The sequence below is a fragment of the Edaphobacter sp. 12200R-103 genome, assembly GCF_010093025.1.
In the GTDB taxonomy this organism is placed as follows: Bacteria; Acidobacteriota; Terriglobia; order Terriglobales; family Acidobacteriaceae; genus Edaphobacter.
In genome coordinates, this window is record NZ_CP048114.1 from 925,013 (window position 1) to 941,092 (window position 16,080).

At 53.0% G+C, this 16,080-nt stretch carries 17 protein-coding genes, 1 tRNA gene and 1 pseudogene; 10 read left to right on the top strand and 9 right to left on the bottom strand.

Translation table 11 applies throughout. The features are described 5' to 3' along the window. Window positions 1-136: 136 nt before the first annotated feature. Window positions 137-2,026, bottom strand: coding sequence for a SpoIVB peptidase S55 domain-containing protein (locus GWR55_RS03815; RefSeq protein ID WP_238398626.1), 1,890 nt, complete (start codon window positions 2,024-2,026; stop codon window positions 137-139). Between the two features lie 151 nt (window positions 2,027-2,177). Here GWR55_RS03815 and GWR55_RS03820 point away from each other — a divergent pair, with 151 nt between their 5' ends. Continuing rightward, a complete protein-coding gene (locus GWR55_RS03820) occupies window positions 2,178-3,356 on the top strand; it encodes a VWA domain-containing protein (RefSeq protein ID WP_238398627.1) in 1,179 nt (392 codons plus the stop codon). A 93-nt stretch (window positions 3,357-3,449) separates the two neighbouring features. Here GWR55_RS03820 and GWR55_RS03825 read toward each other — a convergent pair whose 3' ends face one another. Then, a complete protein-coding gene (locus tag GWR55_RS03825; protein WP_162401078.1) occupies window positions 3,450-3,944 on the bottom strand; it encodes a DinB family protein in 495 nt (164 codons plus the stop codon). A gap of 127 nt (window positions 3,945-4,071) precedes the next feature. Here GWR55_RS03825 and GWR55_RS03830 point away from each other — a divergent pair. The 7 genes and pseudogenes from GWR55_RS03830 (at window position 4,072) to GWR55_RS03875 (ending at window position 7,222) form a co-directional block, all read left to right on the top strand. Continuing rightward, window positions 4,072-4,145: transfer RNA gene (locus GWR55_RS03830), tRNA-Gln, on the top strand. Between the two features lie 347 nt (window positions 4,146-4,492). Next, window positions 4,493-4,732, top strand: coding sequence for an integrase arm-type DNA-binding domain-containing protein (locus GWR55_RS03835; protein WP_162401079.1), 240 nt, complete (start codon window positions 4,493-4,495; stop codon window positions 4,730-4,732). Further along, window positions 4,681-5,058 carry a hypothetical protein gene (locus tag GWR55_RS03840; RefSeq protein WP_162401080.1) on the top strand — a complete coding sequence of 126 codons (378 nt, stop codon included), beginning with the start codon at window positions 4,681-4,683 and terminating at the stop codon, window positions 5,056-5,058. Before GWR55_RS03835 ends, GWR55_RS03840 begins: the two co-directional genes overlap by 52 nt. Window positions 5,059-5,177: 119 nt before the next feature. After that, window positions 5,178-5,327 carry an ATPase, T2SS/T4P/T4SS family gene (locus GWR55_RS19190; protein ID WP_238398628.1) on the top strand — a complete coding sequence of 50 codons (150 nt, stop codon included), beginning with the start codon at window positions 5,178-5,180 and terminating at the stop codon, window positions 5,325-5,327. Window positions 5,328-5,806: 479 nt separating this feature from the next. Next, window positions 5,807-6,280, top strand: coding sequence for a rubrerythrin family protein (locus GWR55_RS03860; protein WP_238398629.1), 474 nt, complete (start codon window positions 5,807-5,809; stop codon window positions 6,278-6,280). A 44-nt stretch (window positions 6,281-6,324) separates the two neighbouring features. Then, a pseudogene (locus GWR55_RS19550) lies at window positions 6,325-6,801 on the top strand (heme-binding domain-containing protein). A 109-nt stretch (window positions 6,802-6,910) separates the two neighbouring features. Beyond that, a complete protein-coding gene (locus tag GWR55_RS03875; protein WP_162401084.1) occupies window positions 6,911-7,222 on the top strand; it encodes a cation-transporting P-type ATPase in 312 nt (103 codons plus the stop codon). A 181-nt stretch (window positions 7,223-7,403) separates the two neighbouring features. Here the strand turns inward: GWR55_RS03875 and GWR55_RS03880 are convergent, their stop codons facing one another. The 3 genes from GWR55_RS03880 to GWR55_RS19465 form a co-directional block, all read right to left on the bottom strand. Continuing rightward, window positions 7,404-8,291, bottom strand: coding sequence for a universal stress protein (locus GWR55_RS03880; RefSeq protein WP_162401085.1), 888 nt, complete (start codon window positions 8,289-8,291; stop codon window positions 7,404-7,406). Window positions 8,292-8,401: 110 nt separating this feature from the next. Further along, window positions 8,402-9,337, bottom strand: coding sequence for a universal stress protein (locus GWR55_RS03885; protein WP_162401086.1), 936 nt, complete (start codon window positions 9,335-9,337; stop codon window positions 8,402-8,404). A 305-nt stretch (window positions 9,338-9,642) separates the two neighbouring features. Continuing rightward, on the bottom strand, window positions 9,643-9,759 hold the full coding sequence (locus GWR55_RS19465; RefSeq protein ID WP_304487094.1) for a putative PEP-binding protein: 117 nt from the start codon (window positions 9,757-9,759) through the stop codon (window positions 9,643-9,645). Between the two features lie 76 nt (window positions 9,760-9,835). On the opposite strand from GWR55_RS19465, the gene GWR55_RS03895 reads away from it, so the two are divergent. Further along, entirely contained in the window at window positions 9,836-10,054 is a 219-nt protein-coding gene (locus GWR55_RS03895; protein ID WP_162401087.1) for a phosphate acyltransferase, read from the top strand. A 42-nt stretch (window positions 10,055-10,096) separates the two neighbouring features. On the opposite strand, the gene GWR55_RS03900 is transcribed toward GWR55_RS03895, so the two are convergent. Beyond that, entirely contained in the window at window positions 10,097-11,209 is a 1,113-nt protein-coding gene (locus tag GWR55_RS03900) for an alcohol dehydrogenase catalytic domain-containing protein (protein WP_202925575.1), read from the bottom strand. A 192-nt stretch (window positions 11,210-11,401) separates the two neighbouring features. Between GWR55_RS03900 and GWR55_RS03905 the strand changes: the two genes are divergently transcribed. Beyond that, window positions 11,402-12,277 (top strand): universal stress protein, encoded by an 876-nt coding sequence (locus tag GWR55_RS03905; protein WP_162401088.1) that lies wholly within the window; start codon window positions 11,402-11,404, stop codon window positions 12,275-12,277. A 274-nt stretch (window positions 12,278-12,551) separates the two neighbouring features. Here the strand turns inward: GWR55_RS03905 and GWR55_RS03910 are convergent, their stop codons facing one another. The 3 genes from GWR55_RS03910 to GWR55_RS03920 are packed head-to-tail and all read right to left on the bottom strand — an operon-like array spanning window position 12,552 to window position 16,009. Beyond that, window positions 12,552-13,790, bottom strand: a complete 1,239-nt coding sequence (locus tag GWR55_RS03910; RefSeq protein ID WP_162401089.1) for an ABC transporter permease — start codon at window positions 13,788-13,790, stop codon at window positions 12,552-12,554. After that, complete coding sequence (locus GWR55_RS03915) at window positions 13,787-14,521, bottom strand: ABC transporter ATP-binding protein (protein WP_162401090.1); 735 nt, start codon at window positions 14,519-14,521, stop codon at window positions 13,787-13,789. The genes GWR55_RS03910 and GWR55_RS03915 overlap by 4 nt, the downstream gene beginning before the upstream one ends. A 12-nt stretch (window positions 14,522-14,533) precedes the next feature. After that, window positions 14,534-16,009, bottom strand: coding sequence for an efflux RND transporter periplasmic adaptor subunit (locus tag GWR55_RS03920; protein ID WP_162401091.1), 1,476 nt, complete (start codon window positions 16,007-16,009; stop codon window positions 14,534-14,536). Window positions 16,010-16,080: the final 71 nt, after the last annotated feature.

The window sequence follows — 16,080 nt, forward strand, 5'->3', positions numbered from 1 at the left end:
GGTTATCCTTTTTGCGCACGGTTTCCTGACCCCGGCGTCTTCGACTTTGATGCTACAACAAGACTTTGAGGGATGAGATCGGTCCGGCAACGTTCGCTGTCCAACGAAAGGGCCATAGACTTCGACTTAGCCAGACTCAGCGGATCGTGAGATGCAGCACCTGCGATCCGCTAATCGCATATCCGGCCTCGGTGGAAGCCGCCTCAATCACGCTCTCACCATTCAAGTTCATCCGCTGCGCATCCTTGAGCGGAGCCAGAACATTTGCCATCGAGAGGGGAACCCCCGGCATGGCCTGTCCTTCCAGCACCGCCTGAGCCTCCCGGCTCAACAATGTCACATAGATGCGATCGTTGGGATGCAGATGATTCATCTGATCGACTGCATCCGCCAGTCCCTCAGCTTTTTTCGCAGCCCCGCTCGGACTCAGCAGGCGGTCCACAGTGGCTCCATCGCTCACCAGAACCCTTACTTGCCCCGGTGTCATATCGTCGGGAATCTTTACCTTCAGGCGCACCAGCTTCGACTCTGCCTGATAAGGACGCAGCATTACTTCCGCATCGATGATGTCGCCAGGGTTCGCCTCCAGCACGCTTAAACGGGCGGACTCCACGGTCGCCGTTCTGCGTTCAGGGATCCCCTCTACCTTGAGCTTCATTCCGGTCACTATCGGTTGGTCCTGCGGGTTGCCATAGACACGGCTGAACCGGTCGTTCACAAATAGAGCAGCGTTGATCGCTGCAGGATTCAGTTCGTTTTGCGCCACGATGCCCGACATCTTTACCTCAGGCAGTCCCTGCACACCGATCTCGCCTGTCATTCGGTAGCTCATCTCGGCCGCGGCCAGGTTTGTGCCTTGCAGGCTCTGATACACCGAAACCAGCATCGCCGACGGCGTCAGCTGGCGATTGTCCAGAACCTCGAAGCGATACGTCTTGTCCTTCGCCATACCCGTCACTGCCGTAGCCGGGGAGACCACCTCCACTGATACCGGAATCATGCGCGCCTTGGTCCCGAACTGGCCCATAATCGCGGAGGCGCGGTCTTCCGTAAACGCGCCCACCGTCTCCGTCGTGTTGACGATCTTGAAGGCGTTCAGCGGCGAAGGCAGCGTTGCCACCACGGCAGCCTTCGTCATTGGCATGTCCACTGGACCATACTGCGTGATGGGATGACCGCAAGCCAGAAGACGCTTCGGATCCACGTAGGTCACCGTGCACGTCCCGGCAACGGAGAGATCGCCCCGCACCAGGACGGCACTCACGGCCGAACCCGGCACCAGCGGCTCAGGCTGCACCGCCGCTGCATCCGCTCCTCCCAGTCCCGCCACGGGCGTCATCCCCATGGCGCGGAACCGATCGCCGAACCGGGCCACGGTCTCCGGGCTGAAGCCGCTGAACACAAGCGGAGTCTCCATCGCCTGCATCTCGACGCCCAGGCCTCCGTTTGCCGCCGGGACGCTCATCTCTGCCGGTCCGCTGCTTTGTATTCTCTGTGCCGTTGCAGGCTGTGCCGAATCGTCCCGCACCTCCAGCATCTGCTCGATGGGAGTGATGCCCGCAATCGGCTCCTTGCTGAACTGCCCGATGCGATAACTCAGCGCACCCACCAGTTTCCCGTCGATATACACAGGGCTGCCGCTCATCCCGGCGACTACGCCCGTAAACTCCGGCTTGCTTCCGTAAAGTCGCGCCAGGATCATGTCTCGTCCAGGCCCCAACGAGTCCTTCAGGACGCCCAGGATCTCTACCTGCATCGGCTCCGGATTCACGCCTTCAAAAACGGTATAGGCGACGCCCTTCATCCCGCGCTTGAGCTGGGAAAGCGGAAAGATCTTCGGCTCGGCTGCACCTCCCATCGCCGCCTCCGCGGTTGGGGGAAGAGCAGCGGACGTCACACTGGCAGATGCTGCGTGGGCTGTCGCTGTAGCAGACGTCTGCGCTGCCGCTGCCAGGGCACACGTTCCCATCCACCCTGCCACCAGCAGGCGTACCATTCGATCTCGCGTCTTTCTTTGGTCTCTCACGTCTACAAATATTGGAGCCTGTCCTTGCGGCAGGTCGGCGATAATCCATTTCTCCTTTGGAGATCAACCTGTCCGTTGGACGCTGACGGTCCCGAAAAAGCTGTTACAAGCAAGGTTATCCCATCGTCCAATGGACGGAGTACAGTTGCAGATGATGACTTTCAGTTTGCGAATTCGCCATGCGGCGTTTGCTCTCTCTGTTCTCTTTGGCCTCAGCCTGATTCCGGTCGCTGGTATGGCGCAGTCTGCTCCGCAGCAACAGTCTCCGGCTCAGCAGCCCCAGGACGACTCCGCCGGCCCGCAGACCGATAATGGCCCCATCGTCATCCGGAAAAAGAAGGAGGAGGAGGCTCCGCCGCCGGCACCGGTTGCCCCGCCCGAGCCAAAGGTCAAGAATCCGAACAACGAAACCTATTCGCTCCGGGTCGATGTTCCCATCGTCAACCTCAACGTCAATGTCATTCTCGACAAGACCCATCAGTTCGTTCCCGGACTCAAGGGTGGCAACTTCCTTGTGCTCGAAGATGGAGTTCCTCAGACCATCACCAGCATCCGCATGGCCCAGACCCCTATCACCGCGGTCATGCTGCTTGAGTTCGCAGCCAACAGCTACTACTTCATCCGAGACATGCAGAATGCATCGTTCAGCTTCTTCAACACCTTGCGTCCGGACGACTACGTCGCTGTGGTCACCTACGACCTCAAGACCCACATCCTCACCGATTTCACCAATAACAAGCAGATCATCGGAAACGCGCTTCAGTCGCTCATCATTCCTGGCTTTTCCGATACCAATCTCTTCGACGCACTCTACGAGACGCTCGATCGCGTCAGCCGCATCGAGGGCCGGAAGTACATCATCCTGATCGGCACCGGTCGCGACACCTTCTCTCGGCTTACCCTGGACAAAATTCTCGCCAAGGTCAAGGCGACGCCCAACGTTACGATCTTCACCATTGGAACCGGCGCCCTGGTTCGAGAACTGGCCGACGCACGCGGGGGCATGGGACCGATCACCCGCATGGATTACCTGCAGGCTGACAACCAGATGAAAACCTTTGCGCGTCTCACCGGTGGTCTCAGCTTCAATCCCATGTTCGAGGGAGCGCTTCCGGACATCTTCTCCCAGATCAACGACTCTATCCGGAACCAGTATGTGCTGACCTATCGCCCAACCAATACTAAGAATGATGGAACCTATCGCCATATAGAGGTCAAGCTGGTAGACAACGAGGGCCACCCGCTCCAGATGCAGGACGAGAAACACCACGCCCTCAAGTACTCCGTCATAGCCCGCGATGGTTATCGCGCGAAAAACGAGGTTGAGTAGGGTGTCAAGAAGCCAAAACAATCTAGCTCGCTTGCATATTTGGTGCACCTGCAAGTTCAATGGTTGGAAGGCTTTGGGCAGAAGTGTCTTGGGCTACCGCGCTCGTGGCATCGTAAGGTCCAGGTCCGTTCCACACATCTGCTTGGTCAGGACAATGATCTGTCCGGCATGCTGCTGAACATGCCCGACAACCTGGTAAATCGCTTCCAGCTTTGAGACGTCGCGGCCCTGGGGCTTGGTTCTCTCGATCAGCTTCTCCGGAGGCAGGGAATCGATGACGCTACGCGCCTCGGCGATCGTTTCTTCGAACAGGTGAGTAAGCTCCGTAGCGGTTAGGCCATCTGCTGTGCTGAACTCTTTGTCGCGCTTCCGGACATCAGACGCGCCGCCAACACCGTGCATGATCCACTGACGCATATTGCCGCACAGGTGAAGAATCAGGTTTCCGATCGCGTTCTCGTGCTCGCCACCGCGTGCCCAGACCTGCTCATCGCTGAGTCGGACAAGACACTTCGTTACAAAGCTAGTCATCTGTTCGAGCTTCGCGCTCGATGCGGAAAGAAACAGGAGGCCGATCTCATTGTCCATGCAAGCATTGTAGATTGAGATTGTTTGACCGAATCGAGTTCAACACGTACACTCAAAGAGTCGGACGCCAGCTTGAAGATTTCGGTGCCAAATCATTGAGAATCCAGCGGCTCCAGCGCAACCTAATTGCCTCCTCGTTCAATGGTAGGACAGTCGGCTCTGAACCGATCAATCGGGGTTCGAATCCCTGGGAGGCAACCAAAGCAGTTCTTCTCCGGACCAGCCGGAACCTCAGCGAACGAATTATTGTCCTTATATATCAGCAATTTAAAGGCAGTTTAGCGTTCGCAGTCGTTCGTTGAAGTACGCCGGAAGCCTTCCAAAAGTGGGGTATATTGGGGGGTACGAAAACCCAAAAAGTGGGGGTATCGTCCAGATCAATCCACTTGGAGTTGGGACAATGGCGTTATCGGACACGGCAATTCGAGTCATGAAGCCGGGCGAAAAGCCTACAAGGTCTACGACCGTGGAGGCCTATTTGTTCTGGTTAATCCAATGGGTCAAAGTTATAGCGCTGGCGCTATCGTTTCGACAACAAGGAAAAGCTCATGACTTTGGGCGACTATCCTGTGGTGAGCCTTCTCCAGGCCCGTGAGCAGCAGTTTGTGACTCGCAAAAAGTTGACTACCGGTATTGATCCTATGGCGGAGTGGAAGGCCATTGCCAAGGTGCGTCAAAAAGAAATCCAAGACCAGCGTCGCCAATTTGAGCGGAGTTTCGAGAAGATTGCCCATGAATGGTGGGCCTGGTGGTCGGTCGCAAGTCGGCGAAGCATGCAGCCCAGGTGATGCGCCGTCTTGTGGCCGATGTTTTTCCGGCCATCGGCCACAAGTTCATCGATACCGTAACCGCCGCCGACATTCGGGATATTCTTCTGCCAATTGAGGAGCGCGGTGCTCGTGATGTCTCCAGGCGCGCCCACGAAACTATCGGTCAGATCTTCCGCTATGCGATTGCCAATGGAAAGGCGACGCGCAATCCTGCGGCAGAATTCAAGCCTCGAGACGTTCTCAAACCAGGCAGAGAAGAAAATTTTGCACGCGTGGATGGGAGAGACTTGCCTGAGTTGTTAGCGAAGGTGTGGGTTTATGACGGCGATGCGTTACTATTTTGATCTCGGGACGGACCTCATCGGGTAAGACTACGCTGGCTAATGTTCTCGCTAGCTTTATTCCCGAATAACGAGCGCATCTTGATACTCGAAGATCGCTGAGCTCTATATCAAGAAGCCGCATGTCATCTCTGCAGAAGCCCAACTCAACACGCATAAAAGTCAGATTGGTTTTGCTGATTCTGCTCAAAGCCGCACTCCGTCACCGTCCGGACAGGATTATTGTTGGCGAGATTCGGGGAGGGGAAGCGCGTGTCTCCTTGACGCTTTGAATACGGGACATCGTGGTTCACTGACGACTATTCACGCTAAGAATGCTCCGGATGCGCTCTTTCGCTCGGCGCAAGGCTCCTTCGAGCACTAGGTGAAGCATAGAGGACACCACACGCCGCTCGCCGAATCGAAGCGATAATCGAGGGTCTTGCCAAAGAACATCGGTGATTTATGAACTTCGCGATAGATGCGAAAGAACAGTCCATCTAGCGGAGTAAAAATCGGTTCGCGGATCATGAGGGCCGCTGCGGCAGCGGAAGATCCCCTGGTTTGTCAGCCTTGACGCTCAAACGGTCTCGGGTCTTATTAGGCGGTTCATATAAACGACGTTAGACATGACTTGTCCATGGGTGTGGCTCCTTACGCGATTGGTGATGTCTGTCACATCCTCCCGACGAAGGTTCAACTAGTGTGACTCTGGGATGTAATCGTCATCGAGCTTCGCATTACAGCCCACAATTCGTTACCGGAGGAGAAGATGAAAATCAAATTTGTTTTTGCCACATTGATAGTTGCGGTGACGTTCCTGACAGTGGAGCTCATCAACGCGGAAATGGAGAAGAAGATGAACGAGCAGACAATAAAAAATCTGTCGACTGCCATGCACGGCGAGGCCTTCGCGTATGCAAAATACCTGCTGTTTGCAGAGCATGCCCGCCAGAATGGAAACACCAAAGTTGCCGATCTCTTTGAGAGTACGGCCAAGACGGAGCGATTCGAGCACTTCTCCGAAGAAGCGCAGCTTGCTGGATTAGTAGGCTCGGATTCCGACAATCTCAAAGATGCCATTGAGGGGGAATCATACGAAACAGAAACGATGTACCGGGAATTTGCCCAGCAAGCGAAACAAGCCGGGGATCTCGAAGCTGCCAAACGTTTTGAAGAAATCCGGCTGGATGAGGCAAAGCATCGAGATGCATTCAATGCCGTACTTAATGAGTTGAAAAAATAGAGTCAGAAACAAAAACCTTGATTCTCGCATGGTAAGGAGGTTCTATGCGCAATAAATGGAAATGGGGTGTTGGGATTGCTGTTGTGATCCTAGTGATCATCCAATTTATAAGGCCTGCGCGAAGCAACCCTCCGATCGCAGCAGGAGAGACAATCCATGCCAGGGTGTCTATCGATCCAGTTATGGATGCCATGCTCATTCGTTCTTGCAATGACTGCCACTCGAACCGGACCGTATGGCCTTGGTATACCAACGTGGCCCCCGCATCCTGACTTATTGCTTCCGATGTACATCGCGGTAGAGCTGAACTTAATTTTTCAGGATGGGGAACGTATCCGCTTAAGAAACAGCAGGAATTGCTAAAAGAAACCTGCGTTGAAGTTTCTGAGCGGAAAATGCCGGTAGCCGCTTATACACTGTTGCATCCATCAGCTAAATTCACGGATACGGACATAGCGGTCGTCTGTAGCTGGACACGGTCTATTGCCCAAAATCGGACGCAATCGCCAACCATAGAATAGTGATTTGAGCTAACGATGAGGGCAGGTCGTTTGGAGGCGGATGCGGGCCACAGACCCATGAAAGTGGCCTACTTTTCGAAGATGGAGAGCGCCATGGACCTGAATACTTATGGCCAACACAATGCTGTCGACGTGCGATCTTTCCTTGGGTCTGCGAGGGCTCACGGAAACGGAAGCTGCAGCAAGATTAGAGGACGAGGGATTTAACGAATTGCCTGTGGCAAAATCGCGCAATTTCCTTGCAACAACATGGGAAGTCATGCTGGAGCCAATGATCCTGCTGTTGATCGGCGCAGTCATTCTCTATCTGTTTCTTGGCGAATTGCGCGATTCTCTCGTTCTGTTGAACTCCGTTTTCGCGGTTATAGGTATTAACTTGTCGCGTTCCTGTGCGCTCGCGAGATGCACAGTTCATGGCTGAAGATGAGGCGAAGGCAGGATTCTGAAACTGACGCTTGACGGTGCCTGCGGTCGGATCGCGGTCTTACCGATATAGGTTATTCACGGTGTCGAGACACAGCCTCATTTCAGGAGCACAGGCTGCCTGACAAGCAGGATTTGTACAGCGATCGATCATGATTTTCCTCTATGGAAAGGACGATTTAAGAGATGGTCATGACTGGACAGAGGGCATGCGCCAACAGGTTCGGAGTTACACCGCGTTGGAGGTGGGGCAGCCAAAATGAAGCCTTTCGGGCGCCAAGAACAATAAGATCAGCATGGAACTTTTCTGCCAATTCGAGAACAGTCTTAGCGACATCGCCTCGTTGCACGACACATTCAGGACTGCACCAGTCAAATGCGTGCTCTGGGATCAGCCTCGTCATCATAGCTTGGAGTTCTTTGTCTGAAAATTCAGCTTTTAGTCCTGGGTCCGTCTGTGGTTCGACTACGTGACAAAAATAAAGGCGTGCACCGCTATCCTCCGCAAAAGAAAGGGCATAAGAGGCCGCTTTTGCCGCCTCAGGCGAAAAGTCGGTTGCAAAGACGATAGCGTGTGGTCTAAATGGACCATCGGCAACGGGTTTGCAATTTGGACCGACGGTAACTACTGGACACTGAGCGTTTCGAACAAGTTGTTCTGCCGTCGACCCTAGCATCAATCTTTCTATTCCTGTTTTAGATTGGGTTCCAGCAACGATCAAGTCGGCTTTGTGATCTTTTGCGGACTGGAGCAGGTGTGCGAAAGGACGATGTCCTTCCGACAATGTCGTTCGCGTATTAAGTCCAGAGGCTGAGAGGTCATTACGCCACCGATTTAGGTTTTCATTGGCGATTTGTCGTCTTTCATTTACCGGCAGGCCGATGATTGCCTCCTCGTATGAGGTGACGACAGAAGGATCGAAGACGTGTGCAATTTCAATACTGGAAGAGAAGCGGAGAGCCAAAGCCCGTGCGAAAGAGAGAGCTTTCTCTGACGAAGGGGTGAAGTCGGCGGCAAGTAAAATCTTCTGGACGGCGACAGTGACGGGTTCTTCAATGAGTGGCATATGGCACCTCGTTATCAATGTGCGTCATATTTCTGTGCATGGCAAAGATTGATTCCTTACCCCACGTTCGAGCCCTATTTCAAAGGGCGAATAGCAAAAGCCCAGATACTTTAGATCAGGTGACTTCGTACTACTAAAACACCGCACCTCGTTTCTCGTATTACATGAGATAGTGTCGACCAAGGGGCATGATCAGCAAGTGCCGATTGATGATGCGCCCCGACAATGATCAAGCTCGTTGCTTCAGATCTCGCAATGCTCGTAATTAGCTGAGCGGGTGAACCATACTCCAGTCGGATCTTGGGATTGCAGAACAGTTCAACATCCGAGGGCAGAAGACCGCGCAGTTGTTTTCGAAGTCTGTCCTCAAAGAGGTCAAAATCAAATTCTGGGCTGTCGGGACGTTTTTCGATCACGTGAAGTAGTGTTAGTCGCCCATCGACGTGCTCCGCAAGCGCCGATGCATATTGTGCCGGTCGCAATCCTGTGGTTTCAAGATCCGTAGCAAAAAGGATGGATCGAAACGGATGATGCTCAACTTGACATTGAGGGCCGACGATTAGTGTCGGACAGGATGACTGCCGCAGGATAGTTTCGGCGACAGAACCGAACGTGAACTTCTTAAGCCCCCCGGCTCCATGTGAACCTACAACGATCAAAGTACTTTTTGTGGTTTTTGCGACCTGGTCGATCAGATCGACTGCGCGGCCAAAGTCCACCTTTGTTTGTACGCGCAGTTTTGCCAGTCGAGGGTCACTAGCGATTAGCTCTTTCATGTCATACTTTGCGGTCTCAAGCTGGGCGTTAAGAACTTCCGGGGGCATTGGTTCCTGGCTATCTCCATAAATGACAGGTTTGACAGCATGGATAACTATGATCTCCGAGTCGAAGAATTCGGCAATCGTGACCGCCAATGCTAACGCTTGAGCTGCAGACTTTGAGAAGTCGGTTCCCACCAGAATTTGTGAAAATGATATCTCGCTCGTAGCGAGATGTATTTCATCGTTTTGGGCGGATTCTCTGATACTTCCGGAGAAGGAAGACATAAGCGCACCTCGTAATATCTCGAACTGGAAGCCGAATTGTTCTCAGCGTAGATTGCTTTCGCTACAGGAGCAGTGATATGGATCACAATTGTGATCTACTAAGCCGATTGAATTAATAGGTTGATTCGCCGTTCTGCCGTTGCAACGTCCAATGTCGTTTTTAGGGCAGTGTCGGGATTTGGAGATATCGAATCGATCCCTTGTTCTACCAGCCACTTGGCGAGTTCTGGAAAATTTGACGGCGCCTGACCGCAGATGCCCATGGGTTTCTTTTGCCAGGTGCGCGGCGTGGATCGCTTCGGCGATCATGCGTCGCACTGCCAGATTGTCTCGTCAAAAAGATGGGCTACAGTGGATGAATCCCGGTCAAGCCCGAGTGTGAGCTGTGTTAGATCGTTGGAGCCCGATTGAATAGCCGTCAAATCGAGGACAAGTTACAGAGGCTATTTTGGATGGCCCGCTCGCGCTTGATACGCGGTAAGCGCAGAAGCTGCTCAGATGAAACATCTAAAATCGGCTGTTGCAGGTGACGCCGATATTCTTGTTGTACCTGATCTCGAAGCGGGTAACATGCTCGCTAAAGATCTGGCTTACTTAGACGGAGCGCATCTAGCAGGAATCGTTTTGGGTGCAACAGTGCCAATCATTCTGACTAGTCATGCAGATTCCGCAGAACCAAGAATCGCATCTTCAATTGTCCATTCTCACAGAGCTTAGCCGAAAACTAACGTGCCTCGCGATGCGTGTGGACACAAGAGTCTAATTCTGTACTTTAATCGCTACTTTCAGTACCCCATCCTGTTGTTGACTGAAGAGCGAATATGCCTCGACGATTTGGTCAAATGCGAATCGATGCGTAAGCAATGGCGTCAGATCGATTCGGTGGTACAAGACCAACTCCATCAATCTTCGCATACGCTCCTTGCCGCCTGGACAAAGGGTCGTCACGATCTTGTGATCGCCCAGGCCGGCCGCGAACGACTCCGCGGGAATTGCCAACTTGCCCGAGTAAACCCCGAGGCTCGACAACGTGCCGCCTGGACGCAATACTCGTAATGCACTTTCGAAGGTCTCCTGACGCCCTAATGCTTCAATGGCGACATCAACGCCGCGGCCACCAGTCAGTCTAAGAATCTCCGCAGCCGGTTCTTGTTTGCTGATATTGATTGCGTGATGTGCTCCCATCTTCAAGGCTTGCTCTAGTCGTAGAGGATTTGAGTCGATCGCAAATATTTGGCCGGCTCCGCGCAGCTTTGCTCCTGCCGTGGCGCACAAACCGATCGGTCCTGCGGCGAAAACCGCAACGGAATCTCCGATCTTCATCTGTGCACTTTCCGAGGCGGAAAATCCAGTAGAAGCGATGTCCGCAAGTAGAATCACCTGTTCATCACTTAGCTCGTCGGGGATCTTAGCCATATTGGCTTGGGCGTATGGAATGAGAGCATATTGCGCCTGGACGCCATTGATGGTGTTGCCGAGTTTCCAACCCCCCATCGTTCCGCCGCACTGAGACAGATGACCGCCTAGGCAGTAGTTACACTGTCCGCAAGGGGTAATCGCACCGACCAGGACACGCTCTCCAACCTCATATCCGGTTAGCCCAGGACCAAGTTCATGAATTCTCCCGACAGCCTCATGCCCCAGAGTAAGTCCAGACTTGACTGGGTACTCACCTTTGACAATATGCACATCAGTGCCGCAGATGGTAGTCAAAGTGACTTCGATGACGGCTTCGCCTTGGCCGGCCTTCGGAATAGAACGATCTTCGAGACCGATCGCCTGGTTTCCATTGAAAACGAGAGCTTTCATCATTCCTGGGGCAACCTTCGCGGTGTATGGGGTTTCGGCTTGAATATCGGTACGTACTCTCATAGTCAACCTCTCACAGCGACCGTACCTCGATCCTTATGCGATGGATGTGATTCCGATCACACTGTTTGCTGAATAGACTCCGGTGATGGTGGTCACAGCGTTACATCTCGATGGCTTTTACTTTGACAACAGGTAGTTCAATTTGATTTTGTTATCTTCCTCGCAACAGATCAGAACCGGGAGGACGGTCTTATGGCGACTCAAGTGATGACGCATGCTTTTAATAGGAAGCGAGAACTAACGGCGCTAAAGAAGATTGTCGTCGGCCATGATTTTTCCGATGCAGCTGACCACGCATTTGCAGACGCTATGGCTTTGGCAGGTCGGTTCAACGCACAGATCGTAATCGTACATGCTACCGAAGTGAACGCGGACAAGACCTCATACCTTCGAAGGAAACGAGATCGTGGCGCAATGGATGATATTGTGAAGCACGTCGCTCAGGCCGGCTACTCATGTAAAGATGTCGTGCGTTCCGGGGTGCCGGCCGCAACTCTTTACGACGTCGTCGATGAAGAGTCCCCGGACCTCTTGCTGGTCGGAGCCTATGGAAATGGTTCTCAGGAGAGAGGAACGCTCGGATCCACCACGGAGCTATTGTTGCGTTCTATTTCGTGTCCGGTTGTAACTTATGGACCCAAATTCGGCAGGCCGCTATTTCAGGATGCTAAACCCTTCTCTATCCTCGTGCCGATTGAGCTACCGTGTGACCCGCGCTGTTTGAGTTTTGCTATCGAAGTGGCGAAGTTGTTCCGTGCTAAGTTGGAGATTCTGCATGTAATAGATATGGATCATGCAGATTCCATGCCCCATGCCTTTCAGGATATGCAGTACGCATGTGAAGAGATCGCCACCCGGTTGCGAATGGGGGGAGTGGAAGTGGCAGGCTCGGTTCTCTTTGGAAAACCGGATGCAGCCATTGTTTCCCGCAGTCAAGAACTGCAAAGCTCTCTTATTCTGATACCGCTGGAAACACGAGGGCACCTCTCCTCAACCAAGTCGGATAACGTCGCAGCACATGTCATTCGTAACTCCAATGTTCCCGTTATGACCTACCGGATCGACTAGACCCATAACTGGATAACAATAGGCGGGCTGCAGGTTTGGAGCGTTTCCTGATCCTTGACATCATTGCCGCCATCCGCTCTCGGTATGACTTTGTAGATCCTCTTGCGGTAAAGCGGTCACCGCGTGAACGACCTTCCGTTGAAGAGGCTCCAAGCGGCCATTGTGTAGTCAGTCGATCAACACATTCGGTTCAATAGCTTGTTTGATCGGCCGACTAGCCGTTGTGGCCGTTGTGTCCGACTCAGGAGCATCATCCACCACTCAATGGGATGGCCTATTCAAATCGAAGCGCCTCAATAGGATCCAGATATGCAGCTTTGCGCGCAGGATAAAAACCGAATCCAATTCCGACGAGCGCCGAAAAAGTGACCGCCAGAACGATCGCACTGGGACTCACGACTGTTTGCCAACCTGCAACCCGGGAGATCACGATTGAGCTGACAATGCCAATCACGATACCCACAACTCCACCGCATATTGATAGCGTTGTGGCTTCTACAAGAAATTGTGTCAAGATATCGCGCGTCTTCGCCCCGACTGCTTGCCGTAGGCCAATTTCCTTTGTCCGTTCCCGAACCGAGACCAACATGATATTCATGATTCCTATACCACCGACAATGAGTGAGACCGAAGCCACTGCTGCCAGCATTAAGGACATAACCCGCGAGGACGTCGCTTGTGCCTTGAAAATCTCCTCTAAGTTGCGCATCGAGAAATCGTCGTCCTCATTCGGAAGCAAATGGTGACGCTGACGAAGCAACGAGCGGGCTTCTTCTTGTGCTGCATCGATTCGGTCGCTGGCAACTGCCTGCATCAGGATGGCATCAACGGCATCTGCATTAGCAGATTTGAAGCCAAGTACCTTTTGTTTCGTCGAAGTGATTGGGAGCAACACAATGTCGTCCTGGTCTTGGCCGCCGGCCGATTGGCCTTTCGGCGTGAGGACTCCTTGAACCACGAAGGGGACCTGCTTGATACGAATGATCGTTCCAACCGGATCAGCGCTTCCGTATAGTTTCTGGACGACTGTGGGACCAAGCAAGGCTACTTTACTGGCTTTTTCGATGTCCTGCTGATTGAACGGCTCCCCCTTAGCAACGGAGATGTCTCTGATCTTCAGATACTCCGGAGTCGTACCCAAGACCGTTGTTCCCCAGTTGCTTCCCTCGTACACAACAGACGCAGCTCCGCGTACGGCAGGCGCGGCATCGCTGATATCAGGACATTGTGCGCTTAACTCCCGCGCATCAGAGCGCGTCAGTGTCGTTGCGCTACCGGTCCCGAGTTGCAGTCCCGAACTGGTGAGACTTCCGGGAATTACGATCACCATATTGCTTCCGATACTGGCAATCTGGGATTGAACGCGTCGACTGGCGCCGGTTCCGACCGCAACGGTTGCGATCACTGCAGCTACGCCGATAACAATGCCCAGCATTGTGAGCGCACTACGCACACGGTTGGTTTTGAGCGCTGTAAAGGCTACATGGACGGAAGATATCCAGTGTGCTCTCATACGAACTCCTTATGTGCAACCTCTTCATCTGGATTCCGCGTCCGGGCCTGGACGGTATCCTGGACCAGTTTTCCGTCGCGAAACCGAATGATCCGATCCGCGTAAGTTGCAACCTCGTCCGAGTGGGTTACCACAACAACAGTGATCGAATGGGTTCGGTTGAGATCTCGGAAGATCGCCATAATCTCATGGCTGGTTTTTGTGTCGAGTGCGCCGGTTGGTTCGTCCGCAAGAATTATTTTTGGTTCGTTAACAATTGCGCGGGCGATTGCAACTCGTTGCTGCTGGCCTCCGGAAAGTTGGTTGGGAAAACTCGCTAGCCTATCACCAAGGCCAACAATCTCGAGTGCCTTTTTTGTTCGTGCTTCAGCATCTTCGGCGGGAACATCAGAATACAGGAGTGGCAGCTTCACATTCTCGGAGGAAGAGATCCGCGCAAGTAAATTAAAATTTTGGAATACGAAGCCGATCTTTCGATTTCTAATCTCCGCTAACTCGTCGCGTCGCATATTCTCAACTGAAATTCCATCGAGGAGATATTGTCCCGAGGTTGGGCGGTCGAGACATCCTAGAATGTTCATAAACGTCGATTTTCCAGATCCAGAAGGCCCCATGATCGCTACAAAAGAGCCTTGCTCGATTGTCGTCGTCACGTCAGAGAGTGCATGCACAACGATTTCGCCTAAGCTATAGGTCTTATTTAAATGGCGGACATCAATCAGGGAAGTCATCAGTTTTAACCATTAAGTTCCTGGCAGACGACGCGTGGAAGGCAAAGAGGGAGATGTATTCGGAGTAACTGAACGGAGGATAACCGTGTCGCCTTCCTTCAAAGTGGAGGAGATCACCCCGGTGAACCTGCCATCGCTAATACTCGTTGTAACCGGAACGCTTGAAATATTGGTTCCCGATAAGAGATAAACTTGTGAGCCTTCCGCCGGTTTCATTTTCAGCTTGGCCAGAACTTCGGCATTCGGCCGGAACCGTAGAGCTGCGTTAGGAACTTTCAGTGCGTTTTCTTCGCGCAAGGTGAGGATCGTCACTTTGGCGGTCATCCCTGGAAAGAGCTTCAGATCAGGGTTCGGCACGGTAATAACAACATCATAAGTCACGACATTCTGGGCATTGATAGGTGCTCTTCTCACGTCGGCGACTGTGCCATGGAAAGTCGTCTCCGGATATGCATCGACTGTGAAGGTAGCAAGCTGTCCTGAGTGAATACTGCCAACGTCGGCTTCGTCGACATTGGTGTCCACCTGCATCTTTGTGAGATCTTCGCCGATATCAAAAAGATCAGGCGTCTGAAACGTTGCTGCGACGGTTTGTCCTACATCGAAGTGACGCGCAATCACCGTTCCGGAGACCGGCGCGATAATTCGAGTGTGGTCCAGATTTACTTGTGCCTGGGCCAGATTGGCCTTGGCCTGCTGTAATTGCGCGATTGCTCCTCCGAGTTGAGCTCTTACAGAAACGGACTGTGCCTGGAAGGACTGAATATTTCGACTTGCGGCATCAATCTGGGCTTTATCAGATTCGAGTTGAGCTTGTGCGGCTGCGAAAGCTGCTTTTGCCATGTCGTGATCCTGCGATGAGACGACGCCTTCTTGGAACAGTCCTTCCGAGCGGCGCCACTGTTCTTTGATATTTAACAGGTTTGCCTGATCTTTCTGGGCTATCGCCACCAAGCTGGTCCTAGTGGCCGTCGCCGCCGCGATGTCGGAATCGGCCTTCATCAGCTGAGCGTCGGCAGAAGCTACCGACGCTTCATTCCCGTTGACCGCGGCGGAAGCTGCATCTACTTGAGCCTGAAAGATCGCAGGATCGATCTGAGCGATCAACTGGCCCTTTTGAACCTTCGTATTAAAATCCGCATATAAGGCTTTGATGTTGCCAGAGACCTGACTGCCCACCTGCACGTTCACGACAGGATTGAGGTTACCCGTAGCTGTGATGAATGCCTGAATCGGGCCTCGCTCGAGTTTCGCAGTCTCGAACCCCATCGTTTTGGGACGATAAAAGTGTCTTTTAAGAACGAATCCCGCAGCAGCAAGTGCGATCAAGGCGAACACCGCAAGCCAGATCCTGTTCCGATGTCCAGCGGGGACAGGTACCGTGTTCAACTCTTGAGGGTTGGCAATCACCAGCTCCAACGGCTGCTTTTCTATTGGTGCGGTTGCTCCAGAAGATTGCACTACATCCTGGGCCTTACTTGTCGTCATTGTAGGGCTCCTCAATATAGGCACGATTATGGACCTCTTAACCTCCTGGTATGTGATCATGATCACGGCTC